The organism is Amycolatopsis dendrobii (assembly GCF_014145675.1).
Classification (GTDB): Bacteria; Actinomycetota; Actinomycetes; order Mycobacteriales; family Pseudonocardiaceae; genus Amycolatopsis; species Amycolatopsis dendrobii.
In genome coordinates this window covers 489,943-512,909 of record NZ_JACGZW010000007.1, presented here as the reverse complement: position 1 = coordinate 512,909, position 22,967 = coordinate 489,943, and the positions used below count along the sequence as shown (strand labels likewise).

Genomic DNA, 22,967 nt, shown 5'->3' with positions numbered 1-22,967 from the left:
GGGTGCTCCCTCTCAGCCGCGCTCGTCGGGCGCGAAAAGTTCTGCTGCCCCGCGAACCAGCTTGCGCTCGTCCGCGTAGGCGAGGGTGGTCTCCAGCTCGGCCAGCGGGACCCAGGCGACCTCGGTCACCTCGACGTCCTCGTCCGACAGTTCGCCTCCGGTGGCTTCGAGCAGGAAATGGTGCACGGTCTTGTGCACCCGGCGCTGCTGCGCGACGAACCAGTAGTCGATGGTGCCCAGCGGGTGCAGCACGCGCGCGGAGATGCCGGTTTCCTCCTTCACCTCGCGCACCGCGGTCTGCTCCACCGTCTCCCCGTCCTCGATGTGGCCCTTCGGCAACGACCACAGCAGTCTGCCGTGTCGGTCGAGCCGCCCGATGAGCACCGCGCGTTCCCGCTCCGGGTCGACGACCAGTCCGCCGGCCGAGGTCTCGTCGACGGTGGTCAGCCGCCTGCCGCGGTGGCGCCGTCGCCGCCGGCGCGGCGTCGGCGGCCCGGCGCGACCGGCGGATCCAGACATGCTGCGATGCTAGAGCAAACGGTCGCCCGGGTACTCTGGCTCTCCGTGTCCGTGTCCGGCGGCGTCCGCGGTGGTGGCGCCATTTTCGTGGTGGGATTCGAGTGAACAACCTGGTCGCCCAGCAGAACGCGGTGACGGAACTGATGCGAGTGTCCCCGTTGGCCGACGAGCTGGCCGAGCGCTTCGCCCGCGCTGGCCACAGCTTGTACCTGGTCGGCGGCAGCGTGCGCGACGCGCTGCTCGGCAGGCTGTCGAACGACCTCGACTTCACCACCGACGCGCGCCCGGACCGGGTGCTGCAGATCGTGAGCGAATGGGGCGACGCGGTCTGGGACGTCGGCATCGCGTTCGGCACCGTCGGCGTCACCAAGAACGGCACGACGCTCGAGATCACCACGTTCCGCGCGGACAGCTACGACCGCGTCGGCCGCAACCCCGAGGTCACCTTCGGCGACACCATCGAGGGCGACCTGCTCCGCCGCGACTTCACCGTCAACGCGATGGCGATCGACCTGGTCGGGAAGACGTTCATCGACCCGCACGACGGCATGGACGCGCTCCGGCTGAAGGTGCTCGACACCCCGGCGCTGCCGCAGGAGTCGTTCGCCGACGACCCGCTGCGGATGATGCGCGCCGCCCGGTTCTCCGCGCAGCTCGGCTTCACCGCCGCGCCGCGCGTGGTCGAGGCGATGACGTCGATGTCGGAGGAGATCGACCGGATCACCGCCGAGCGGGTCCAGACCGAGCTGTCGAAGCTGATGCTGGCCCCCGACCCTCGGCCGGGCCTCGAGCTGCTGGTCGACACCGGGCTGGCCGACCGGGTGCTGCCCGAACTGCCCGGCATGCGGCTGGCGATCGACGAGCATCACCAGCACAAGGACGTCTATCAGCATTCGCTGACCGTGCTCGCGCAGGCGATCGCGCTGGAGAAATCGCACGAGCCGGCCAGCGAGCCGGACCTCGTGCTGCGGCTGGCCGCGCTGCTGCACGACATCGGCAAGCCGGCCACCCGCGAGTTCACCCCCGGCGGCGGCGTGAGCTTCCACCACCACGAGGTGGTCGGTGCGCGGATGGCCCGCAAACGTTTGCGGGCCCTGAAGTATTCGAAGGAGATCGTCGAGCAGGTCTCCCAGCTCGTGTTCCTCCACCTGCGGTTTCACGGGTACGGCGGCGGCGAGTGGACCGATTCGGCGGTCCGCCGCTACGTCACCGACGCCGGTGACCTGCTGACCCGGCTGCACAAGCTCGTCCGCGCCGATTCGACCACGCGCAACAAGCGCAAAGCGGCCGCGCTGCAGGCGACCTACGACGATCTCGAGGCCCGGATCGCGCGGATCAAGGAGCAGGAGGACCTCGACCGGGTCCGGCCGGATCTCGACGGCAACGAGATCATGCGGCTGCTCGGCCTCCCGCCGGGCCCGCAGGTCGGGCAGGCGTGGAAGTTCCTCAAGGAGCTGCGGCTCGACCGCGGTCCGCTGGAGCACGACGAGGCGGTCGCCGAGCTGAAGAAGTGGGCGGCGGCGGAGGGACTCGGCTCGGGCGAGTAGGCCCAAGAAATGAATTCCGGATCGCGGGTTCGCCACGATCCCCCATTGGGCTCTGGATCATCACCCGGCCAGCCGAGATACTCCCTGTCTCGAACCGAACAGGGGGATCGATGACGCGGCAGCGGAACGGGGATCGGCGCGGAGCCAGCTTTCTCGTCATGCTGCTGCGGCGCGGCACGCCCGCACTGGCCACGGCGGCGACCGGGCTGACCGACGAGATCGGCGATCCGACCCCGGTGCGCGCGTTCCAGCGGATCTCCCGGATGGCCGGCCCGGTCGACGAACGGCAGCGCGACGGGCTGCTGCTGCGTGCGGCCCGGTACGTGGTGCTGGTCCCGCTCGTCTACCGGCTGCTGATGGTGCCCGCGACATTCGCCTCGTACGCGGTCAAGCACGGGTCGGCCGGGCTGGCGTCGGTCGCGATCGTCGCGGTGTGCTCGGTGGGGCTGAGCGCGTTCGGTCTGTTCTGGATGATGCGCCGGGCCCCGTTCCGCAGCGATCTCGCGGGACGGCTGCTGTTGATCGACCTCGTGGCCACGCTCGCGTTCGAGCTGTTCATCGGCGCGACGGTGTCGCCCGCGGTGTTCCACGACGCGGTCGGCGTCGCGGACAAACACCTGCTCGGCAGCGTCGCCCTGCTCACCCTCGCGGTCGGCATCCCGTCCGGGATCGGACTGGCGGCGCTCAGCCTGCCGGTGCGGCTGCTGTCGGACCTGCTCAACCACGGCACCTTCGATTTCGCGCAGGCCGCGTCGCTGTACCCGACGTTGTTCGGCGTCCTGTTCACCGCGGTCGGCGCGCTGATCCTGCTCGGGCTCGGGATCCGGCTGGCGCTCGCGTACGGGATCCGCAACGGGCGGCTCGCCGAACGCGCGCGGCAGCACCGGATGCTGCACGACACCGTGCTGCAGACGCTGGAAGCGATCGCGCTCGGCGGTCCGGGCGATTCGGATCAGCGGCTGGTCGAGGTGCAGCGGCTGGCTCGCGCGCAGGCGATCGAACTGCGGCAGACGATCGAGACCGCCGCCGCGCAGCGGGCCGAGGAGGGCGCGCGGCCGCTCGGCGAGAAGCTCGCGGCGCTGGCCGCGGAGATGGCGCGCGACGGGCTGCGCGCGCAGCTGGTGATCGCTGAGCTGGACAACGACACGCTGTCCGAGGTCCGGCAGATCGCGATCCGCGACGCGGTGCGGGAAGCCATGCGCAACACGATGAAGCACGCGGAGACGGACAAGGTCGTGGTCCGTGTGGAGGAACGCAACGGCGGGATCGCGGTGATCACGCGGGATCACGGCACCGGCTTCAGTCCGCACGACCGGCCGGCCGGATTCGGCATCAGCGAGTCGATCACCGCGCGGTTGTCCGAGGTCGGCGGGACCTCGCTGGTCGAATCGAGTCCGGGGAGCGGAACGAGGGTGACGTTGTGGGTGCCGCTGTGAGCGGGGTGGCCGGTGCGCTGGCGGCGTACCGGGACGGCGAGGCCGAGCGGGCGGGTGCGCTTGCCGCCGAGGCCGGGACGCCGTTGGGTGCTGAGCTGGCGACGTATCTCGCGGCGGGTCCGAGCGGTCCGGTGTACGACCAGCCCGCTGCGTTCACGGCGTTCATCCGCGGTGGCGGGAACGTCGGGTTGTATCGGCGGTTGAGCGAAGAATTGGCCGCGCGGTACGACTCCTGGCGTCCGGACGCGTTGCTGGATCTCGGATGCGGCGACGGGTTGGCGATCGAACCGGCGTTGGCGCGGGCCTCGTTCCGGCCGGAGCGGATCGACCTGGTGGAGCCGTCGGAGGCATTGCTCGCGGACGTCGAAATCCCTGGTGCGCGCAGGTTTTCGTTGACCGCGCAGGACTTTCTCGCCGCCGATGGTTCCACGTGGAACCTCACGCAGTCGACGTTCGCGCTGCAGTCGATCGAGCCTTCCGTCCGTGCCTCGGTCCTGAATGCCTTGCGGGCGCGGACGGAACGGTTGGTGCTGGCCGAATTCGACGTGCCGGACACCGCCGATCTGGAATCGCTCGCGCAGCGGTACGAACGCGGCGTCGCCGAATACGGCGAGCAGGCTTCTCTGGTGGCACAAGGATTTCTGCTGCCGGTGCTGCTCGGCGTCGCCGCCGGGACGGCGCGGACGAACTGGGAGCATCCGGTAGCGGAGTGGGCCCGGCAGCTCGAGGCCGCCGGGTTCGCCGACGTGACCGTGGAACCGCTGGCGGACTACTGGTGGTCGCCCGCCGTGCTGATCACGGCTTCACAGCCGGGATAGCGCACCCTGTTCGAGGTGCTGCGCGATCGGCCGCGGCAGCAGGTACGCGGTGGCCCCGCCGGGTTGTGGCCCCCACGGCGTGGTGACGCCGGTCAGCACCCGGATCGTGCGCTGCACGCGGTACTCGTGCCGGTCGCGTTCGCGGTCCGGCGTCAGCGAGGTTTCGAGGAACCGCACCGAACTCGGGTGCACCAGGTTCCCGGCCTCGGGGCCGAACCGGACAACCGTCGTGCCGGCGGGCAGCGCGACGATCCGCTTGCCGCGGAAGAACGACAACGGCGGCTCGCCGCGCATCGGCAGGATCGGCCAGTCCGCGGGCTGATCGGATTCGTCCGGGGCCTGCGGCGGCAGCATCAGCAGCGTGCCGAGGAGGAACCGGGCCGCGTCGGCGAGGCTGGCGAACGCCACCGGCTCTACCGCGGGTGGACGCGACACCTCCCAGCTGTTTTCCGCGCGGCGCAACGTCCACACGCCTTCGGCGGGCACTTCGTTCGCGCCGATCCGGTACGCCGACGACGGCACGCCGTGTTCGACGAGTCGCTGCTGCAACAGCGCCAACGTCTCGGCCGCGCGCAGGCCGAGGGTCGGCTCGCCGCGGACCGCCCGGGCGAGCGAGCTGTCGTCCGGGATGTCGGCTTCGGTACGTCCCGGACGCGGTTTGCCGAGTACGTCGGCCTCGGCGGTCGCGCGCACCAGATCGCGCACGATCGGCGGCCGGAACCCGGCGGCGCGGATGTGCTCGACCAGCTCCGGCTCCGGCGGAACGCCGTATTTGCGCAGGTAATGCGGCACCGCGGCGGGCCAGATCCAGGTGCCGTCGGTGTGGAAGGCCTGCGGCACGTCCGGCGGCGCTCCGGGCGCGAAGATGTCCGGCTGCGGCACCGGCCGGTGCAGTACGACGGGCGAGCGGAACAGGTAGTCGAGCACGCCGCGGACCTGGTCCGGCGGCACCGGCGGGCGGTTCACCACGGGCCGCTCGCCCTCGTTGTGCGCGTCGACCGGTCGCGCCTGCCGGAAGCCGACCGTCAGCGGCAGCCCGGCTTTCGCGCCGAGCCAGTCCGGCAAATGCTTGTCCGGACGCGGGAACCGGGTCAGCTCCACGAGATAGGACTCGCGGGCGGGCTCGCCGCCGTCGTTGGGCGGCAGCCGCCAGTCCGGCTCCTGGTCGGCGTCGAAGTCGAAATCGAACTGCGAATCGGCGTCGAGCGTGAAGGTGCCTTGGAACCAGGTGCCGGTCTCCGGCTGGTACATCGCGGCGCGCAGCTGGGAGAACAGCGTGCTCAGCTGCGGCGTGCCGGGCAGCGCGACCGAAACCGGGCCGTTCTCGTCGCCGACCGCGCGGACCTCCAGCTCGGAGTAGTCGCCGACCTGCCGGAACTGCGCCGCGACCCGCGTCCACCCGCCGGGCACCTGGCGCAGCGTGCGGCCGATCCCCCGCAGGATCCGCGTCTGATCGCCGCCCTCGGTCTCGGCCTTCGGCTCGCCGTAGTCGTGCCGGGTCAGCCACAGCCCGGTGAGCTGCTTGCCCGGAACGGTCACCGAGAAATCGGTGAGCCCGAGCTGCGCGGCGCGCACCGGATCGTGCCGGGTCCAGCGCAGGGTCAGATTCGCCTGGTCGCCCGGTGCGACCTCGAACAGCTCGTCGTCGTATTCGACGTAGGTGCGCAGGTCGAACGTCGCGGGCACCTCGTTCGCGAGGACGACCCTCGCCGGTTTGCCCTCATGCTCGCGGTCGAACCCGTCTGGCGCTTCCTCGTCGCCGACGACGGTGAGCAGCAGCGTGCCGTCGGTGGTGGAGCGTTGTGCCGCGAAAGTGCGATCGTCGAGCGTCGCGTACAGGCCGTCTGGGCGTTCTCCCGATTCCACCCGGTACCGCACGTCTGGTTCCTCCCCGAAGTCCCCCGTGTAGCCGCAACGAACTTATCTGACCGTGTCACGACCCGACCATCGGTCACCGGAGACGGGAGAATATGCGCCCACAAATACCTGCTCGGGTGACCGATCAGTGCCGTGGGTAGCGCTGCACCCAGGCGTCGCCGAGTGCGTTGCGCGCCGAATGGCGGTCGAAATGCCACAGCGCGTCGGTCGCCACCTGTTCGATCAGGTGATGCAGTTCAAGCTGTTCGACCCACTTCCGGGGCAGGCCGGGAACGCCCACCCGCGCGCCGAGCAGCGCACCGGTCAACGCGCCGGTGAGCGCGCTGCGGCCGGAGTGGTTCACCGCGCGCAGCATGGCCTGTTCCGGGTAATTCTCGAATCCGGACAGCGCGGCGAACGAACGGCCGAGGACGGACAGCGTGCTGTGCCCGTCGCCGATCAGCTCCGGCATGCGCAGGTCCGGCAGCCCGTGCTCGCCGAAGAACGGCACCGCCTCGGCCACCAGGTCGCGCACCGGCCCCCACTCCGGGCCGTCGTGCTCGTCGAGGACCTCGCGGGACAGATTCCACACCGGGTAGCTGAACGAGTCCTTCGTGAGCGCCTTCTCGAACACCCACGCCAGGTAGGTCGCGGCGGCCACGTCGTCCGGCTGATGCGTCACGCCGGCGAGATCGCGCACGACCTGGCCGATGCCGCCGCTGAACCCGGTGCCCGGACCCGCCGCGGTCAGCACCGCGGGCAGCGCGCCGAGCAGCGCGGCCGGGCCCGACATCGGCGCGGCTTGCGGATCGCCGGTGACGAGCGCGTGGTACGCGTTGAGCTCGGCGTCGTCGATCGCGCGGCGGGCATGCAGTTCGGGCACCTTGACGAGGAAACCGTCGGCGTTCTGGATCGCCGCGCCCTGGGTGTGCAGCCAGCGGCCCAGCGCGCCGCGGACCACGCCGGGGAACAGCTTTTCGACGTCGCGCGACTCCGGCTGCTCGCGATGCGGGCTGCGGATCACCGCCTCGGTCAGGAAAAGCAGCCGCTGCGTCATCGAGCCGATCCGGCCCGGCTGATCGAACGCGAGCGGCAGGTCGCGGACACCGTCTGGACCGTAGGTCGAGACGATCTCGTCCAGCCGCATCCGGTCGACGGCCGAGCCGAGCGCCTCGCCGAGCGCGAAGCCGACCCACGCGCCGACGACCCGCTGCCAGCCGTACCGGAAGTTCTCCAGGCTCACCTCGGGGTATTTGCCGAACGTGTCGAGCTTCGGGACGATCCGGCCGTCGTTGTCCCAGGACGGCACGAGACCGTTGGCGCGCAAGTCGTTCGGCCGGGAGCGGCTCGGCTCCGGTTGTTCGAACCGGCGCAGCCACGACCGGCCGAGGACGGTCTTGCGGCATTCGTCCGCGGTCAGCTCGAAACCGTGTCGCCGCGCGCGTTCCGCGGCCGCCTTCGGCACGTCGACCGGCTTGTCCAGCCCGATCCGCGCGGCGGTTTCGACGGCGAACTTCTCCAGGTCCTCTTCGATTTCCGGGCAGCGGCCGTTCTCGTCGACCCGCGGTTCCTGCCGGGGAAACCGCTTCGCGATGGCGGTCAGCTCGGCGCCCGCGACGTCCTCGAAGGTGGCCGGACCGCCGTTGATCACCAGGTTCGGCGGGTGCTCGAACTCGGCCAGTGTCGCTAAGTCGACTCGCCACCAGGCGTGCTCGCGGGCGGGCAGATGCCGGGTCGAGCTGAAGACGCGCAGCTCGTTGCGTTCCTCGGAGAAGTAGAACCGGTCGGTCGCGCCGGTTTTGAGGTCGAACGGCACGAAGACTTCGCAGCGCAGCAGGCCGATGAGCAGCTGTTCGCGCGAGAGCCAGCCGACGCTCGCGAAGGCGAGGAGCGTTTCCAGCGGGTTTTCCGGCTTCGGGTAGCCGCGGCGGATCGGCCCGGCCTTGTACTCGGGGTTCTCGCGTTCGTCACCGGTCTGGTGGCCGTCGTTGTCGACCTTCACCCAGCCCGCGACCGCGGGCAGCGGCACGCCGAGTTCGCCCAGCCCGGCCTTCGCGTACTCCGGGTCGACGACCTCGCGCCAGCTCTCCTGGCCCGGGTACGCGACCGGGGTGCTGAGCCCGCCCGGATGCGGATGCGCTTGGCGCAACTCGCCGTCCGGCTCGCGCACGAGCACCGACGGGGCGGGGAACAGCTCTTTGTCCGGGCGTCCGTCGTCGAGGAACGCGACAGTGTTGTAGGGGATCGACCAGCCTTCGGGGACCCGCAGCACGCGGTCGTGGTCGACCCGGAGGCCGCCCGGTCCGGAGACCTCGGGGCCGTGCACGGCGCGCAACCACTTCCCGACCTTCTCCACCGCTTCCGCCGCTTCCACCTACTCGATCCTCTCCAGGCTTCCGTCGGACTCGTGTTCCGCGATCGGCTTGGGCAAGACGTACGCCACCGCGCCTCCGGGGAGGTTCGCCCAGGGCACCGTCACCCCGGTGATCACATGGAGTGATCTTCGGAGGCGGAAAGTGCTGGTCATGCGCTCCCGTTCGAGTGGCAGGGACGTCGTCGCGAACCGTACCGCCTGGTGGTGGACCAGGTTGCCGGGTTCTTCGCCGAATCGCAGAACGACGGTACCTTCCGCCAACCGAGTGAGTCTCTTGTTCCGCAGCAGCGTGAGGGGAGGGTCACCCGGCGCGGGCTGGACCGGCCAGTCGGCGACCTCTCGCGCCGTTTCCAGCGGCGTTTCGCGGCCGCCGGTCGCGCGCGCGGGATGCATCAGGAGTGCGCCGAGCAGCTGCTGGGCGGCGTCTTCGAGACGGCCGAAGATCTGTTCACGCCCGTCTGGCGCGACGACGGTCCAACCGGCTTTGACCTGGTAGAGGCTCCATTTCCCGGCTTCGCGCCCGCCGAGGCAGCGGACGTCGCGCCACACGCCGAACGAGTCGAGCCGGTGGCCGAGGTAGGTCAGGAGTTCGGCGTCGGACAGGACCGGATCCGGGTTGGTTTCCCGCTCCGCGGCGACGTCGCCCGCGGTCCGCTGGAGGTCGTCCGGAGTGGGTCGTGGCCGGGGTTTCCCGGTGAGGTCGGCTTCCGCCGTGCGGCGCACCAGAGGCTCGACGTACGGCGGATGAAAGCCCAGGTCGCGGATGTGCTGGAGCAGTTCCGGCTCGGGCGCTGTGCCGTGTTCTCTCAGCTGCTCGGCCACTTCGACCGGCCAAATCCAGGTGCCGTCAGTGCGGTGTGTTTCGCCGACCTCAGCCTCGCGTTCGAGATACCGCAGCACGAGCGGCATCTCTTCCTCCGGCAGCGGTTCGCCGGTTCCGGCGGTGGCGTGCCGGAATTCGACGCCGAGCGGGAGTCCGACGTGCAGCCGCCACCAGTCGGGAAGGTGCTCGTCGTCGCGGGGGAACGTGGCGAGTTCGGCGAGGTAGGCGGACGAATCGGGCGGCGTCGTCCACGGGGGCTCGTCGTCGGTGAAGTAGTCGAAGTCGAACGCACCGTCCGGGGTGAGCACGTAACGTGCCTGAACCCAGGTGCCGAGTCCCTCTCGATACATCTCGGCACGCAACGCGGTGAGCCGCTGGACCACCTCGGTGCTGGCGACGGTGTTGCGGGCCTGCACCTCGAAATGGTCGCCGAGCTGGGCGAATCCGATCCCGGCCGCCGCGTCCGGATCGGCCCGGTGCGCCTTGATCAGCCTGCCGATCTCGACGAGCGCCTGCTGACCGGTACCCGTTGGTTCCACGTGAATCATTTCGTCCGGAGCGGACGACATCAGGACCCGCGACGGCGGTTCTGCGGAACGGTTCCGCGCGGACGGACGCGGCGCGGGGTCGGCCGCGGGGCGGGCATCGAGGAGCTGTGCTGCGGTTCGGGTGCGTCGGCCAGGTGCTGCACGAGCGTCTGGACGGTCGACGCGAGCTGTGCGGGGGTCGTCCGCTCGAAGGCGTCCGGGGCGAATTCGAGCCTGCCAAGCGTGCCGGCCGGCCCGGCGGTCGCGCGGACGAGCCCGTCGGGCGAGGTCAGGACAGCTGGAGCGGCGTCGAGACGGGCACGGTCGTCGCCGATGGTGCTCACGGTGGCCCCCGTGTCTGTTGCGCGTGCCGAGATTAACTCGACCGGGTCACAAGTCACCCTAATGCCAGACGGTGAGTTACTACCCCCGTTTGGGTTCAACGGTTTGCGGCAGCGAATCGCCGTGACGTCGGCGGGCCAGCAGATATCCGGCACCGCCCAGCAGATAGAGCGCGGTCGCGACCACCATGAGCTCGGGCGAGTACCCGTTGTCCTTGACGAAGAGCGCGGCGAGCGAAACCGCCGCCACCTGGGTGATGTTGAACAGAGTGTCGTACAGCGCGAAGACCCGCCCGCGAGCCTCGTCCGCGATATCGAGCTGCACCGACGAGTCGACGGACAGCTTCACGACCTGTCCGGTCCCCATGATCAGGAACGATGCGATCAACGCCAACGGCAGCAGCATCGGCAACCCCAGCGCAGCCTGCGCGACCGCCGAAACGAGCAACGACCCCAGCACCGCCTGAGTCCGCCCAAGCGACCGAATCAGCCGAGCCGTCACCAGCCCCGCGACCAGAATGCCCGCCCCAGCGCACGCGACCAGCTGCCCAAGCCCAGGCAGTCCCGCGCGGAAGATCCCGTCGTCAGCGAAGTAATTGCGCATCAACAACACGCTGAGCAACAACGAAATCCCGTACGCCGCCCGATGCGCGAACAACGCCACGAACCCAGCCGTGACCCGAGGCGCCCGCCACGCGTGCCGAGCCCCGTCAGCGAGCCCCCGCGCAACGGCGACCACCGGATTAGTCGGCTCATCAACAACAGTCGGCCCCAGCACGCCTTTCGCGAACCGGTGCGCAAGGAGCGCCGACACCAACGCCCCTGCCGCAGCGAACGCCGTAGTCTCCGCCGACCCGACATCTCCAGACCCGAACACCGCCCGCAACCCGATCGCGCACCCACCGCCAACGACCGCGATCGCCGACCCCAGCGTCGCCGCGACCGCATTAGCCGAAACCACCGCTCGCGGCTCGACTACGTGCGGCAACGCAGCAGACAACCCGGACCCAATGAACCGGCTGATCCCCTCGGCGAGCAACGCGAGCGAGAACAACCCGATCCCGCCCACCCCGGCCCCCACCGCGACGACCGAGGCCACGATCGCCACCGCCCGCCCGAGATTGGCGAACACCAGCACCCGCCGCCGATCCCACCGATCAAGCAACGCCCCCGCGAACGGCCCCACCAGCGAATACGGCAGCAGCAAAGCCGCGAACCCCTCCGCGATGGCCAGCGGATCAGTCGCCCGCTCGGGATTGAACAGGACGGCTCCGGCCAGCCCGGCCCGGAAGACCCCGTCGCCCCACTGAGCCGCGAACCGGGTGAACAACAACCGCCGAAACGACGGATCCCGGACGAGCCCGCGCACCTGCCCCCGCTCCCCCACCCTCACCACACAACCCTACCGACCAACCCCGACAAACCAACGAAATCCGAGCCCCCGCCAACAAAACCCATCCCGCGACAGACGCCCGCAACCCGCGAAGGGCTAGCCCCCTAGGAACGGCAGCCCACACAGGACCAAACGCACCGGGATGGCGGGGAGGTTGCGATGGTTAGCGGCTTGGGCGATCAGCAGCGACCCCGAAGCGTTAAAGGCCCACCCGCCTCGGCTCGGGGCAGGTGGTGAGTTGGCCTGGCTAGCCCAGCAACAAGCCCGAAGACGAAGATCCACAGGTCGCCGGACAGCGAGCTCGCTGAGGTCGCGAGCAGCGACCTCCGGAACAGACTGAGCCCCACCCGCGCTGGTCCGAGGGACGTTGCTGGGCGGTGGGCAGGCGTGGGCGGCAAGCCGCAGGCCCGAAGCAACGAAGATCCACCCGCATTCGGCCCGCGGCAGATTGCTGGGCGATGGGCAGGTTTAGGTGGCGATCTGCGTGCCTCAAGCGTTCAAGACCCACCCCAGCCCCAACGAAACCGAACCGAACAACCCCACCCGCCCACGGCTCCCAAGCAAAGGGGGCTCCGCCCCCGCCCACCCCGAAAACCGCAACCGAAGGCACCGCGGGGGTCCGGGGGGCTCGGCCCCCCGGGTACACGGCGCCGGTGGGACGGGGAAGGTGCGAAGCACCGAACAGGAGAAGAGAACACCGGCGCACTCGTTTCGCCTCTCGGCGGCTTGGCGCAGTGTGGCTCCGGCCGGACCGGTATTCCACAAAGGCGGTTCTTCAGTGAGCCCGGGGGACACGAGTGCGCCGGCTCATTGTTCTCAACGGGGCGGGTGGTGCTGGTGTTCCCGTGCCGGGAGGATTTCCCGTGGCGGGTGATGGGATCATGGGTGGCGTGCCAGCGGACGCCGAGGTTGAACCGGGAACGCTCCTGGTCGCCGCACCCACGATGTTCGACCCGAACTTCAAGCGGACCGTGGTGTTCGTGATCGATCATCGGGCGGAGGGCACGCTCGGGGTGGTCTTGAACCGGCCGTCCGATGTTCCGGTGAATGACGTCCTGCCGGGGTGGGGCGCGCATGTCGCCGAGCCGCAGTCGGTGTTCGTCGGCGGGCCGGTCGACAAGAAGACCGCGCTTTGTCTCGCCGCGTTGCGGACCGGGGAGACCGCTTCCAGCGTTCCGGGGGTGGTCGCGGTGCGGGGGCCGGTCGCGCTGGTTGATCTGGACAGCGATCCCGAGGTGCTCGTGCCCAAGGTGCGGGGCGTGCGCGTGTTCGCGGGTTATGCCGGGTGGGACTCGGGGCAGCTCGCGGGCGAGATCGAGCGCGAGGACTGGGTGATCGTTCCTGCGCTGCCTAGCGACATTCTCGCGCCGCCCAGCCGTGACCTGTGGGGTCAGGTGTTGCGCCGCCAGGGGGTGCCGCTCGCGTTGCTGGCCACCCATCCTGGCGATTTGCAGCGGAACTAGGCCTCGCTGGACTTCTGCAGGACTCCGCAGCCGCCAGCGCCGCACGCGCAGCCGCTGCAGCCAGCGGGAACCGGCGACGGGGCGGGCACGGTCAAGGCGGCTCGCGCGCCCATCCGGGCTCCGGCGACGACCATCACCAGCAGGCCGAGCAAGCCGACGATCGCGGCGGCGACCAGGCCCGCCGTGGCGGGGATCGCGAGACCGGCGAGTCCGCAGACGACCGCGGCCGCGCCGCCGGCCAGGGTCGGGATTCCGGCGACCCGGTTGGCGAGTTTGAACGCCTCTTCGCTGCGCATCGAGGCTTCGGTCCGGACTCCGGCTCCGCTTGCCCTGCTCAGCCGTCCGCGCACGCCGAGGAATCCACCCCAGCCGACGACGACACCCAGGACGATCGGAACGAGCGCGATAGCGAACACCCTCTGAGGATAAGCGTGACCTCGCGGCAATGTCCCGGATACCCTCGTCGGCTGTGCTACGGGCCATGTCTTCGTCCACGCGACACCGGCTGCTCGCCGCCGCCGGGATCGTCACGCTGTCCTTGCTCATCCCAGGAACCGCCGATGCCGCGCCGCGGCCGGTTCGGCTGCTCGGTGAGCAGCTCGTACCGCACAACTTGCAGTTCCAGGGCACCACAGTCGGCGGGTTGTCGTCGGTCGACTTCGATCCGCGCACCGGCGGCTATGTCTTCATCAGCGACGACCGGTCCGCGATCAACCCGGCCCGCTTCTACACCGCGAAGTTCGACGTCGGCGCGAACGGTGTGGGTCCGGTCACCTTCACCGGCACGCATCCGCTGCTGCGCCCGAGCGGCACGCCTTACCCACCGCTCGCGAAGAACGACCCGGCCGCTCCGCAGAACGAGCAGACGATCGACCCCGAGGAACTGCGCGTCGACCCGTGGACCGGGCACTACACCTGGTCGCAGGAAGGCGATCGGCTCGCCGACCAGCACCTGATCCAGCCGTCGATCCGCGAGGCGACCCGCGACGGGCACTATGTCCGCGACCTGCCGCTGCCCGCCAACGAGCGGATGACGCCGGACGCCGGTCCGCGCCGCAATTACGTCCTCGAAGGCCTCGCCTACACCGGGTTCGGCACGCTGCTGGCCAGCGAGGTCGAGGCCCCGCTGCTGCAGGACGGGCCGCCGCCGACGCCGGTGTCGGGTGCGTTGTCGCGGATCACCCTGCAGAGCCGGTTTGGGCACGTGCTCGCGCAGTACGCGTACCCGCAGGAGAAACTTTTCGCCGAGCCGAAGCCCGCCACGGGATTCGCCGACACCGGAGTCTCCTCGATGCTCGCGGTGAACCAGGCCGATCCGACGAAATTCCTGATGATGGAGCGGTCCTTCGTCACCGGCGTCGGCAACAAGGTGCGCATCTTCGAAATCGACACTACGGGCGCGACGAACGTCCTGAACACGCCGTCGCTGACCGCCGCCAAGCACGTCAAGCCGGTGAAGAAGCGGCTGCTCGCCGACCTTTCCGCTCTTCCGCTGTCCACTGTGGACAACATCGAGGGGATGACCTGGGGCCCGGCGCTGCCGTCCGGGGAGCGCAGTCTCGTGCTCGTGAGCGACAACAACTTCTCCGCGTCGCAAGTCACCCAGGTCGTCGCTTTGGCGGTCCCGTCGGAACGGCTTTGACCAGCGCGTTACGATGAGTGCATGAACACGGCTCGGCTGCTCCTTGGCCTGCCGCGCTGACCTGGTCCGATGACCGGCTCGGCGCGGCGACCCCTCATGCCTTCTGGCTTGGGGGGTCGAGTTGTTTCTGGGAGTGGCTCGACACGGAGGAAGACGGCGATGACAGGGTCTGACGAGGCCACCGGGGCCGCGGCGAAGAGTGCCGCGGACGCTGAGCACGCCCCGCCGTTCCGCTACACCGCGGAGCTGGCCGGGCAGATCGAGCAGCGCTGGCAGGACCACTGGTCCGACCACGGCACCTACCACGCGCCGAACCCGGTCGGTCCGCTCGCGGAAGCGGGCGAGCCGGTGCCCTCGGACAAGCTGTTCGTGCAGGACATGTTCCCGTACCCGTCCGGCTCCGGCCTGCACGTCGGGCACCCGCTGGGCTACATCGGCACCGACGTCTACGCGCGCTACCACCGGATGATCGGCCGGAACGTGCTGCACACGCTGGGCTACGACGCGTTCGGCCTGCCCGCCGAGCAGTACGCGGTGCAGACCGGCACGCACCCGCGCACCACGACCGAGCAGAACATCGCCACCATGCGCCGCCAGCTGAAGCGGCTGGGCCTGGGCCACGACGAGCGCCGGTCGATCGAGACGATCGACCCGGACTACTACAAGTGGACCCAGTGGATCTTCCTGCAGATCTTCAACTCCTACTACGACGAGGACGCCCGCAAGGCGCGGCCGATCGAGGAGTTGGAGAAGGCGTACGCCGCGGGTGAGCGCGCGACGCCGGACGGTCGTCCGTGGGTCGAGCTGAGCTCCGTCGAGCAGCGCAAGATCATCGACGACCACCGGCTGGTCTACATCTCCGAGGCTCCGGTGAACTGGGCTCCCGGCCTGGGCACCGTCGTCGCGAACGAGGAGGTGACCGCGGACGGCCGCAGCGACCGCGGCAACTTCCCGGTGTTCCGCAAGAGCCTGCGCCAGTGGATGATGCGGATCACCGCGTACGCCGACCGCCTGGTCGACGACCTGGACCTGCTGGACTGGCCGGAGAAGGTCAAGTCCATGCAGCGCAACTGGGTCGGCCGCTCGCAGGGCGCGCGCGTCTCGTTCGCCGCGGGAGACGAGAAGATCGAGGTCTTCACCACCCGTCCGGACACGCTGTTCGGCGCCACCTACATGGTGATCGCGCCGGAGCACCCGCTGGTCGAGAAGCTGACCGCGGCGCAGTGGCCGGGCGAGCACCCGGAAAGCTGGACCGGCGGCGCGAAGACGCCGGCCGAGGCCGTCGCCGCCTACCGGGCCGCCGCCTCCCGCAAGTCCGATCTGGACCGGCAGGAGAACAAGGAGAAGACCGGCGTCTTCACCGGCAGCTACGCGGTGAACCCGGTCAACGGCAAGGAAATCCCGGTCTTCGTCGGCGACTACGTGCTGATGGGTTACGGCACCGGCGCGATCATGGCGGTGCCCGCGCAGGACCAGCGCGACTACGACTTCGCGAAGAAGTTCGAGCTGGAGATCGTCCGCACGGTCGATCCGGGCGAGGGCTTCGAGGGCGAGGCGTTCACCGGCGACGGCCCGGCGATCAACTCGGCCAACGACACCGTCGACCTGAACGGCATGGGCGTCGCGGACGCCAAGAAGACGATCATCGCCTGGCTGGAGGACCGCGGCGCGGGCGAGGGCACGGTGCAGTACAAGCTGCGCGACTGGCTGTTCGCCCGCCAGCGCTACTGGGGCGAGCCGTTCCCGATCGTCTACGACGAGAACAACCTGCCGATCGCGCTGCCCGAGGACCAGTTGCCGGTCGTGCTGCCGGAGGTCGACGACTACTCGCCGAAGACCTTCGACCCGGACGACGCCGACTCCGAGCCGTCGCCGCCGCTGTCGCGCGCGAAGGACTGGGTCGAGGTCACCCTGGACCTGGGCGACGGGCCGAAGAAGTACCGCCGCGACACCAACGTCATGCCGCAGTGGGCCGGTTCCTGCTGGTACCAGCTGCGCTATGTCGACCCGACGAGCGAGGACGTGTTCTGCGCGCCGGAGAACGAGGCGTACTGGCTGGGCCCGCGCCCGGCCGAGCACGGCGTGGACGACCCGGGCGGCGTCGACCTGTACGTCGGCGGCGTCGAGCACGCGGTGCTGCACCTGCTGTACTCGCGGTTCTGGCACAAGGTGCTGTACGACCTGGGCCACGTGTCCTCGAAGGAGCCGTACCGCCGCCTGTTCAACCAGGGCTACATCGAGGCGTTCGCTTACACCGACAAGCGCGGCGTGTATGTGCCTGCTGAGGAGGTCGTCGAGCGCGACGGCAAGTTCTTCTTCGGCGACGAAGAGGTCAAGCAGGAATACGGCAAGATGGGCAAGAGCCTGAAGAACGCCGTGACGCCGGACGAAATGTCGGACACCTACGGCGCGGACACCTTCCGGCTGTACGAGATGTCGATGGGTCCGCTGGACATGTCGCGTCCGTGGGCGACCAAGGACGTCGTCGGCGCGCACCGGTTCCTGCAGCGGCTGTGGCGGCTGCTGATCGACGAGCAGACCGGCGAACTGCGGGTTTCGGCGGACGAGGCGACCGAGGCGGACCGGAAGCTGTTGCACCGCACCATCGCCGGGGTCCGCGAGGACTATGCGGAGATGCGGTTCAACACCGCGGGCGCGAAGCTGATCGAGCTGAACAACCACCTGACCAAGGCGTACGGCTCGGCCGCGGCGACCCCGCGCGAACTGGCCGAACCGCTGGTGTTGCTGCTGGCCCCGCTGGCTCCGCACGTGGCCGAGGAGCTGTGGCACCGGATGGGCCACGCCGATTCGCTGGTGCACGGGCCGTTCCCGGTCGTGGACGAGAAGTACCTGGTCGAGGACTCGGTCGAGTACCCGATCCAGGTCAACGGCAAGGTCCGCTCGCGGATCACCGTGGCCGCGGACGCGAAGAACGACGCGGTGCAGGCAGCAGCACTGGCGGACGAGAAGATCGCCGCGCTGGTCGGCGACAAGACGCCGCGCAAGGTGATCGTGGTGCCGGGCCGTCTGGTCAACATCGTGCTCTGAAAAAGCTCGTTCCGGCCCGGGAGCCGATCCCGGGCCGGTACTGTGCTTTCCGTGCGTAACCGAGCGATCACCGCGATCATCGCGAGCGCTGTCGCAGCGGCGGCTTTGCTGCCCGGGTGCGCCGTCGCGCCCGCTCCGCCGCCGGGGAAACCCGCGCCGCGGCTGCCGGCGGATTCGATCGCTTACGACACGCTGCCGGTCATCACGAGCAGGCCGAAGCTGTTTCCCGGCGACTGTTCGCAGTTCGAGAAGAACCCGCAGTTGCTGGGCGCCCTCGGCGGCAGTTCGCCGATGTTCAACCCGTATGCCAAGGCCTGCGTCATGCAGCGGTCGGCGGGCACGCAGGTCGAGGTCGGCTCGATGGACCCGGACCAGCGCATTCCGGAGCCGTGGCCCGGCTGGTGGAAGGTCTACGACTACAGCGTCCACCACTTCCGCCGGATGCTGGTGCTGGACCGCTACTACGCGGTTTCCCAGCTCCAGGGATACGGCTGCGTGGTCGCGGTGAACACCGGCTCGCTGCAGGTCGTCACGGTCCGGGTCGGCACCGAGGCGGGCAAGGGTCCGGTCCCCGGCGACAGTGTCGACGTCGACCGCCAGACCGCTCAGCAGTTCTGTCCGGACGCGCAGAAGGCCGCCGAGGCCTACCTGAACGCGGTCGACCCCGGTGGCGGCTCGCTGGCAGGCTGACCCGCGGTCACGCCGCTTCGCGCGTGCCCGCCCGCCAGATCGCGACCCCGGCGAGGCCGATCCACACCACCAGCGACGTGGCCAGCGCGACCGGTCCGTGCTTGGCGATTCCCGCGAGCTGCCGCGCGGGTTCGGCCGGATCGACCCATCCCGCGTAGTCGATGCCGCTCTGCAGGAACACGAACAGCAGCGACAGCAGGACGTAGGCGGTGATCGATCCGGCGGTGTTGGGGATCAGCCAGCCGATGGTGACCGCGAGCAGGGTCATGCAGAACCCGCCGAGCAGGATCGTCGTGACCATCGCGCCCGGCCGGGCGTCGAGCAGGAACTGCGTGTCGTATCCCTCGAGCTGGCTTCGGTAGTAGGTGAAGGTCATCAGCAGGTTCAGCCCGGAAGTGATCAGCCAGACCCCGACCGCGATGGTGGCCTGCGCGAGCACGTAGCGCAGCCGCGACGGCTGGGCGAGCAGGGTCGGCTGCGAGCTGCGGTAATGCCATTCGGCGGCGATCAGCTTCACGAGCACGACGTTCATCAGCACCGCGCCGAGCCGGATCGTGAGGAACACCGGCAGCAGTTGCTTGTCGAGCGTGTAGTCGCGCAGTCCGCCCTGCAAGAACAGCAGCGACAGCGTCACCAGCAGGATCGGCGCGGAGAGCACCAGGATCTTGTCCGCCACCGTCGCGGTCATCTTCCGCAGTTCGACGCCAACCACGGTGCCGAACGACGCGCGCCGCTGCGCCGGGGCCTGCCAGGCGGGCGCCTGTGCCGGGATCATCGGGCTCCTCCGGTGAGCCGGAAGAAAAGCTCTTCCAGGTTCTGCTGTTCCTCGCGCAGCTCCAGCACCTGCACGCGGGCGGCGAACGCGAGGTCGGACACCTGTTTCATCGGGGCGGCGACGGACACCCCGTCCGCGCTGGTTTGGCGCAGTTCGAGCCTGGCGTTGTGCAGCGCCGAGGTCAGCCGGGGAAGGTCGGCGGTGCGGATAAGCGTGCGGGCCGGTCCGGCGAAGCTCTCCAGCGGACCGTCGGCGACGACGCGGCCCTGGCCGATCATCACCACGCGGTCCGCGGTCTGGTCCACTTCGGACAGCACGTGGCTGGACAGCAGCACGGTGCCGCCGCGCTGGGCGTACCCGCGCAGCAACTGCCTGGTGGAGCGGATGCCGTCCGGGTCGAGGCCGTTGATCGGTTCGTCGAGGATCAGCACCGGCGGATCGCACAGCAGCGCCTGCGCGATGCCGAGCCGCTGCCGCATGCCGAGGCTGTACTTGCCGATCCGCCGGTTCGCCGCGTCGGAGAGGCCGACCTGTCCGAGCACCTGGTCCACCCTGGCGGCGGGCAGCCGCATGAGTTTCGCGGCGTTGAGCAGATGATGTCTCCCGGTGCGGCCCGGGTGCACGGCGGACGCGTCGAGCAGCACCCCCGCGACGTGTGCCGGATTGGGCCACTCGCCGAAACGGCGGCCGGCGATGGTCGCGGTGCCGGACGTCGGCGTGGTCAGGCCGCAGATCATCCGCAGCGTGGTCGATTTCCCGGCGCCGTTCGGTCCGAGGAACGCGGTCACCGTGCCCGGTCGCAGGCTGAACGACACGGTGTCGACCACGCGGCGCTGGCTGTAGACCTTCACCAGCTCTTGGACGTGCAGCAACCCGTCCCCCTCCCCGTTTTCCCGCTGGCCGGAGTCTGTCACACGCTGTGGCCGCCCGGGTGCGGAATCGAACCGCCACGACCGAAAGACGCCAGCCTCGCCCGCTGTTCGGCGCTTCGATGGTTGAAAGCGAAACAAACGGAAAGGACGGACATGAACCTCGACGGCAAAGTGGCGCTGGTGACTGGCGGGAGCCGCGGAATCGGTGCGGCGACGGCACTGCGGCTCGCCGAGGCTGGGGCGGACGTGGTGCTCACCTACGCGGTGAACGCCGAGCAGGCCGCGGACGTGGTCGACCGGATCAAGGCGCTCGGGCGGCGGGCGCTCGCGGTCGGTGCGGACAACGCGGATTCGGCGGCGGTCGAGGCCGCGGTGGAGGCGGCGGTCGCCGAGTTCGGGCGGCTGGACGTGCTGGTCAACAACGCGGGCGTCGGTTTCGTCGGCCCGCTGGAGCAGACCGGGATGGACGACGTCGACCGCGTGCTCGCGGTGAACGTGCGCGGCGTGCTGGCCGCGACCAAGGCAGCGGCCAAGCACCTCGGCGAAGGCGGCCGCGTGATCACCATCGGCAGCTGCGTGACCGATCGCGTGCCGGGGCCGGGGATGGTGCTGTACGCGGTCAGCAAGTCCGCGATGGTGGGGCTGACCAAGGCGCTGGCCCGTGAACTGGCGGCGAACGGCGTGACGGTGAACCTGGTGCACCCGGGACCGACCGACACCGAGATGAACCCGGCCGACGGGCCGTACGCCGCGGACCAGGCATCGATGACCGCGGCGGGCCGGTACGGCAAGCCCTCGGAAGTGGCTGACACGGTGGCGTTCCTCGCCTCGCCGGCCAGCGCGTACGTGACCGGCTCGACCATCTCGGTCGACGGCGGCCACGCGGCCTAATCGCTGTACAGGCCGACGTCGCGGGCGAGGTCGGTGAGCATGGCCTCGAACAGCACGTCCGGTTTGGACACCGGGATCGGGTAGTTGCCGAACACCTCGAGGGTGACGTGGCCGTAGAGCCGCGCCCAGAAGGTGATCATCAGGTAGGTGAGCCCGAGGTCCAGCTTCTCCGGCGGGATCTCCCGCCCGGACTCCTTGAGCACCGTCAGCAGATCCTGCTGGAACGCGGTGAGGTCGTCGCGGAGTTCGGGCGGGACCACGTCGTTCGGCGGCATCACCAGGTCGTGCTGGGCGAGCACGTGGCCCGCCGCGGCGAGGAAGATCCGGCCGAACGGTTCGTCGAGCCTGCGCAGCGCGCTGCCGGTCGCGGTGCCGGTGGCCCCGGTCGGCGACGCGAACACCAGCGTGAATTCCTTGGTGTGGGTCAGTGCCCAGCGGCGGAATCCTTTGCAGATCTGGAACAGCTGCAGCAGGCCCTCGTCCTTCAGCTCCGCGATGTCCTCGGCGATTTCGGCGGCGAGGTCGGTGCAGACGTCGAGGCGGAGGCTTTCCAGCAGGTCGTCGCGGGATTCGTAGTAGCGGTACAGAGCCGGTGCGGTAATCCCCAGCTCCCGGGCGATGGCCCGCAGCGTGACGGCTTCCGGGCCCTGGCCTACCAGCAGGTTCCGCGCGGTCCGGCGGATGTCGGATTCGGTAGCCGCTCGCGCGCGACCCCTGCGTGTGGGGCTGCTCATCCGGGCAGTCTAGGTGGTCTGGACACCTTTTTCGGCACTTGGCGCGAGAACCGGGGCGCCGCCGACGCCGATCACTCGGGGGGCTACGTGATCGGCGCCGGCGACCCGATGCCCTCTCCGGTGCGCTTCCGGTCGGGGCAACGTCATCGGCTCAAGTCCGGTGACGCTCGAAGAAGAGCGAAGCCCGCCGCAGAAGTGACGCCTGGGGGATACGGATCCCCCGATCGAGTGACGGACAGCCGCTGTTCCGCCTGATTGTCGCACTGAGCGCCAAGAAAGTTACAAACGCTTTCACTTTCGGGCACAGATGGCGGAAAGGACGGGTCATGGCAGAGTGGCGGCCATGAGTGCTGCGGTGCTGGTGGTCGGGTCCGCGAATGCCGATTTGGTGGTGCCGGTCGACCGTCGTCCCGGCGGCGGCGAAACCGTACTGGGCGGCGACACCGCGTTGTCCCCCGGCGGCAAGGGTGCGAATACCGCGGTCGCGGCGGGAAAGCTCGGTGCGGACGTCGCGTTGCTCGGTGCGGTCGGCGATGATCCCTATGGTCAGTTGCTGCGGGATTCGTTGTCGAATGCGGGTGTCGATACGCAATTCGTTCGCACTGTTGATCGGCCTACCGGAATCGCCTACATCACCGTGACTCCGGACGGGGAAAACTCAATCCTCGTCTCCCCTGGCGCGAACTCCGCGCTGGAACCCGGCGACATCACCGATGAGGCGCTGGACGGCGTACGCGTGCTCGTCGCCTCGCTGGAAGTGCCGCTGCCCACGGTCGAACGCGCGGTGGTGCGGGCACGGGAAAACGGCGTGCGGGTGCTGCTGAACCTCTCCCCAGCGGCCGAGGTGTCGCCGGAAACGCTGGCCGCGCTGGACGTTCTGCTGGTCAACGAGCACGAGGCCGCCTACCTGCTCGGTTCGGCGGACGCTGACCCGCGCAAGCTGCTCGAACTCGGTCCGCGCGCGGCCGTCGTCACACTCGGGGCCAAGGGTGCGGCGGTGCTCGAGGGCGCCAAGTCGACCACCGTCGAGTCGCCCAAGGTGGAAGCGGTCGACACCACGGGCGCGGGCGACGCGTTCGCCGGTGCGCTGGCGGCAGCTCTCGCCGACGGCGCTGACCTGGTCGAAGCCGCCGGGCGGGCGGTGAAAGTCGCTGCGGTGACCGTGACTCGCCGCGGTGCTCAGCCGTCGTATCCGACCGCCGCCGAGCTGGAATGAG

General features: G+C 69.7%; 19 protein-coding genes. 9 read left to right on the top strand and 10 right to left on the bottom strand.

The features are described 5' to 3' along the window. Nucleotides 1-12: 12 nt before the first annotated feature. A complete protein-coding gene (locus H4281_RS23145) occupies nucleotides 13-519 on the bottom strand; it encodes an NUDIX hydrolase (RefSeq protein ID WP_009085315.1) in 507 nt (168 codons plus the stop codon). A gap of 101 nt (nucleotides 520-620) precedes the next feature. On the opposite strand from H4281_RS23145, the gene H4281_RS23140 reads away from it, so the two are divergent. The 3 genes from H4281_RS23140 (at nucleotide 621) to H4281_RS23130 (ending at nucleotide 4,320) form a co-directional block, all read left to right on the top strand. Then, nucleotides 621-2,066 carry a CCA tRNA nucleotidyltransferase gene (locus H4281_RS23140; protein WP_182893001.1) on the top strand — a complete coding sequence of 482 codons (1,446 nt, stop codon included), beginning with the start codon at nucleotides 621-623 and terminating at the stop codon, nucleotides 2,064-2,066. A gap of 110 nt (nucleotides 2,067-2,176) precedes the next feature. After that, nucleotides 2,177-3,502: a sensor histidine kinase gene (locus tag H4281_RS23135; RefSeq protein WP_182893000.1), complete on the top strand. Its 1,326-nt coding sequence runs from the start codon at nucleotides 2,177-2,179 to the stop codon at nucleotides 3,500-3,502. Further along, on the top strand, nucleotides 3,487-4,320 hold the full coding sequence (locus H4281_RS23130) for a small ribosomal subunit Rsm22 family protein (protein WP_182892999.1): 834 nt from the start codon (nucleotides 3,487-3,489) through the stop codon (nucleotides 4,318-4,320). The genes H4281_RS23135 and H4281_RS23130 overlap by 16 nt, the downstream gene beginning before the upstream one ends. Here the strand turns inward: H4281_RS23130 and H4281_RS23125 are convergent. The 5 genes from H4281_RS23125 to H4281_RS23105 all read right to left on the bottom strand — a co-directional run bounded on the left by H4281_RS23125 (nucleotide 4,306) and on the right by H4281_RS23105 (nucleotide 11,638). After that, nucleotides 4,306-6,198, bottom strand: coding sequence for a TNT domain-containing protein (locus H4281_RS23125; RefSeq protein WP_182892998.1), 1,893 nt, complete (start codon nucleotides 6,196-6,198; stop codon nucleotides 4,306-4,308). The two genes, H4281_RS23130 and H4281_RS23125, sit on opposite strands and share 15 nt — an antisense overlap. 124 nt (nucleotides 6,199-6,322) lie before the next feature. Then, entirely contained in the window at nucleotides 6,323-8,551 is a 2,229-nt protein-coding gene (locus tag H4281_RS46595; protein ID WP_182892997.1) for an ADP-ribosylglycohydrolase family protein, read from the bottom strand. Then, nucleotides 8,552-9,922 (bottom strand): TNT domain-containing protein, encoded by a 1,371-nt coding sequence (locus H4281_RS23115; protein ID WP_370648143.1) that lies wholly within the window; start codon nucleotides 9,920-9,922, stop codon nucleotides 8,552-8,554. It abuts the gene before it with no gap. A gap of 20 nt (nucleotides 9,923-9,942) precedes the next feature. Further along, on the bottom strand, nucleotides 9,943-10,245 hold the full coding sequence (locus H4281_RS23110) for a hypothetical protein (RefSeq protein WP_182892995.1): 303 nt from the start codon (nucleotides 10,243-10,245) through the stop codon (nucleotides 9,943-9,945). A gap of 79 nt (nucleotides 10,246-10,324) precedes the next feature. Next, complete coding sequence (locus H4281_RS23105; protein ID WP_182892994.1) at nucleotides 10,325-11,638, bottom strand: MFS transporter; 1,314 nt, start codon at nucleotides 11,636-11,638, stop codon at nucleotides 10,325-10,327. Between the two features lie 878 nt (nucleotides 11,639-12,516). Here H4281_RS23105 and H4281_RS23100 point away from each other — a divergent pair. Then, a complete protein-coding gene (locus tag H4281_RS23100) occupies nucleotides 12,517-13,098 on the top strand; it encodes a YqgE/AlgH family protein (protein WP_037809108.1) in 582 nt (193 codons plus the stop codon). Here the strand turns inward: H4281_RS23100 and H4281_RS23095 are convergent. Next, on the bottom strand, nucleotides 13,095-13,514 hold the full coding sequence (locus H4281_RS23095) for an SdpI family protein (RefSeq protein ID WP_009085294.1): 420 nt from the start codon (nucleotides 13,512-13,514) through the stop codon (nucleotides 13,095-13,097). The two genes, H4281_RS23100 and H4281_RS23095, sit on opposite strands and share 4 nt — an antisense overlap. Before the next feature lie 65 nt (nucleotides 13,515-13,579). Between H4281_RS23095 and H4281_RS23090 the strand changes: the two genes are divergently transcribed. From H4281_RS23090 to H4281_RS23080, 3 genes are all read left to right on the top strand, one after another. Next, complete coding sequence (locus H4281_RS23090; RefSeq protein ID WP_182892993.1) at nucleotides 13,580-14,740, top strand: esterase-like activity of phytase family protein; 1,161 nt, start codon at nucleotides 13,580-13,582, stop codon at nucleotides 14,738-14,740. A gap of 159 nt (nucleotides 14,741-14,899) precedes the next feature. Next, on the top strand, nucleotides 14,900-17,788 hold the full coding sequence (gene leuS / locus H4281_RS23085; protein WP_182892992.1) for a leucine--tRNA ligase: 2,889 nt from the start codon (nucleotides 14,900-14,902) through the stop codon (nucleotides 17,786-17,788). A gap of 51 nt (nucleotides 17,789-17,839) precedes the next feature. After that, on the top strand, nucleotides 17,840-18,478 hold the full coding sequence (locus tag H4281_RS23080; protein ID WP_220507613.1) for a hypothetical protein: 639 nt from the start codon (nucleotides 17,840-17,842) through the stop codon (nucleotides 18,476-18,478). 7 nt (nucleotides 18,479-18,485) lie between these two features. Here the strand turns inward: H4281_RS23080 and H4281_RS23075 are convergent, their stop codons facing one another. Together H4281_RS23075 and H4281_RS23070 are read right to left on the bottom strand one after the other, a co-directional pair. After that, entirely contained in the window at nucleotides 18,486-19,253 is a 768-nt protein-coding gene (locus H4281_RS23075) for a hypothetical protein (protein WP_182892990.1), read from the bottom strand. Next, nucleotides 19,250-20,125, bottom strand: a complete 876-nt coding sequence (locus H4281_RS23070) for an ABC transporter ATP-binding protein (RefSeq protein ID WP_182892989.1) — start codon at nucleotides 20,123-20,125, stop codon at nucleotides 19,250-19,252. Before H4281_RS23070 ends, H4281_RS23075 begins: the two co-directional genes overlap by 4 nt. 153 nt (nucleotides 20,126-20,278) lie before the next feature. Between H4281_RS23070 and H4281_RS23065 the strand changes: the two genes are divergently transcribed. Continuing rightward, a complete protein-coding gene (locus H4281_RS23065) occupies nucleotides 20,279-21,016 on the top strand; it encodes a 3-oxoacyl-ACP reductase family protein (protein WP_182892988.1) in 738 nt (245 codons plus the stop codon). Here the strand turns inward: H4281_RS23065 and H4281_RS23060 are convergent. Further along, nucleotides 21,013-21,750 carry a TetR/AcrR family transcriptional regulator gene (locus tag H4281_RS23060; RefSeq protein ID WP_182892987.1) on the bottom strand — a complete coding sequence of 246 codons (738 nt, stop codon included), beginning with the start codon at nucleotides 21,748-21,750 and terminating at the stop codon, nucleotides 21,013-21,015. The two genes, H4281_RS23065 and H4281_RS23060, sit on opposite strands and share 4 nt — an antisense overlap. A 343-nt stretch (nucleotides 21,751-22,093) precedes the next feature. Between H4281_RS23060 and H4281_RS23055 the strand changes: the two genes are divergently transcribed. Continuing rightward, a complete protein-coding gene (locus H4281_RS23055) occupies nucleotides 22,094-22,966 on the top strand; it encodes a ribokinase (RefSeq protein ID WP_182892986.1) in 873 nt (290 codons plus the stop codon). Nucleotide 22,967: the final 1 nt, after the last annotated feature.

Coding starts and splice junctions, on each gene's coding strand:
- H4281_RS23145 (WP_009085315.1), bottom strand. CDS start 519: ATGTCTGGATCCGCCGGTCGCGCCGGGCCGCCGACGCCGCGCCGGCGG.
- H4281_RS23135 (WP_182893000.1), top strand. CDS start 2,177: ATGACGCGGCAGCGGAACGGGGATCGGCGCGGAGCCAGCTTTCTCGTC.
- H4281_RS23115 (WP_370648143.1), bottom strand. CDS start 9,922: ATGATTCACGTGGAACCAACGGGTACCGGTCAGCAGGCGCTCGTCGAG.
- H4281_RS23100 (WP_037809108.1), top strand. CDS start 12,517: ATGGGTGGCGTGCCAGCGGACGCCGAGGTTGAACCGGGAACGCTCCTG.
- H4281_RS23090 (WP_182892993.1), top strand. CDS start 13,580: ATGTCTTCGTCCACGCGACACCGGCTGCTCGCCGCCGCCGGGATCGTC.
- leuS (WP_182892992.1), top strand. CDS start 14,900: ATGACAGGGTCTGACGAGGCCACCGGGGCCGCGGCGAAGAGTGCCGCG.
- H4281_RS23075 (WP_182892990.1), bottom strand. CDS start 19,253: ATGATCCCGGCACAGGCGCCCGCCTGGCAGGCCCCGGCGCAGCGGCGC.
- H4281_RS23065 (WP_182892988.1), top strand. CDS start 20,279: ATGAACCTCGACGGCAAAGTGGCGCTGGTGACTGGCGGGAGCCGCGGA.
- H4281_RS23060 (WP_182892987.1), bottom strand. CDS start 21,750: ATGAGCAGCCCCACACGCAGGGGTCGCGCGCGAGCGGCTACCGAATCC.
- H4281_RS23055 (WP_182892986.1), top strand. CDS start 22,094: ATGAGTGCTGCGGTGCTGGTGGTCGGGTCCGCGAATGCCGATTTGGTG.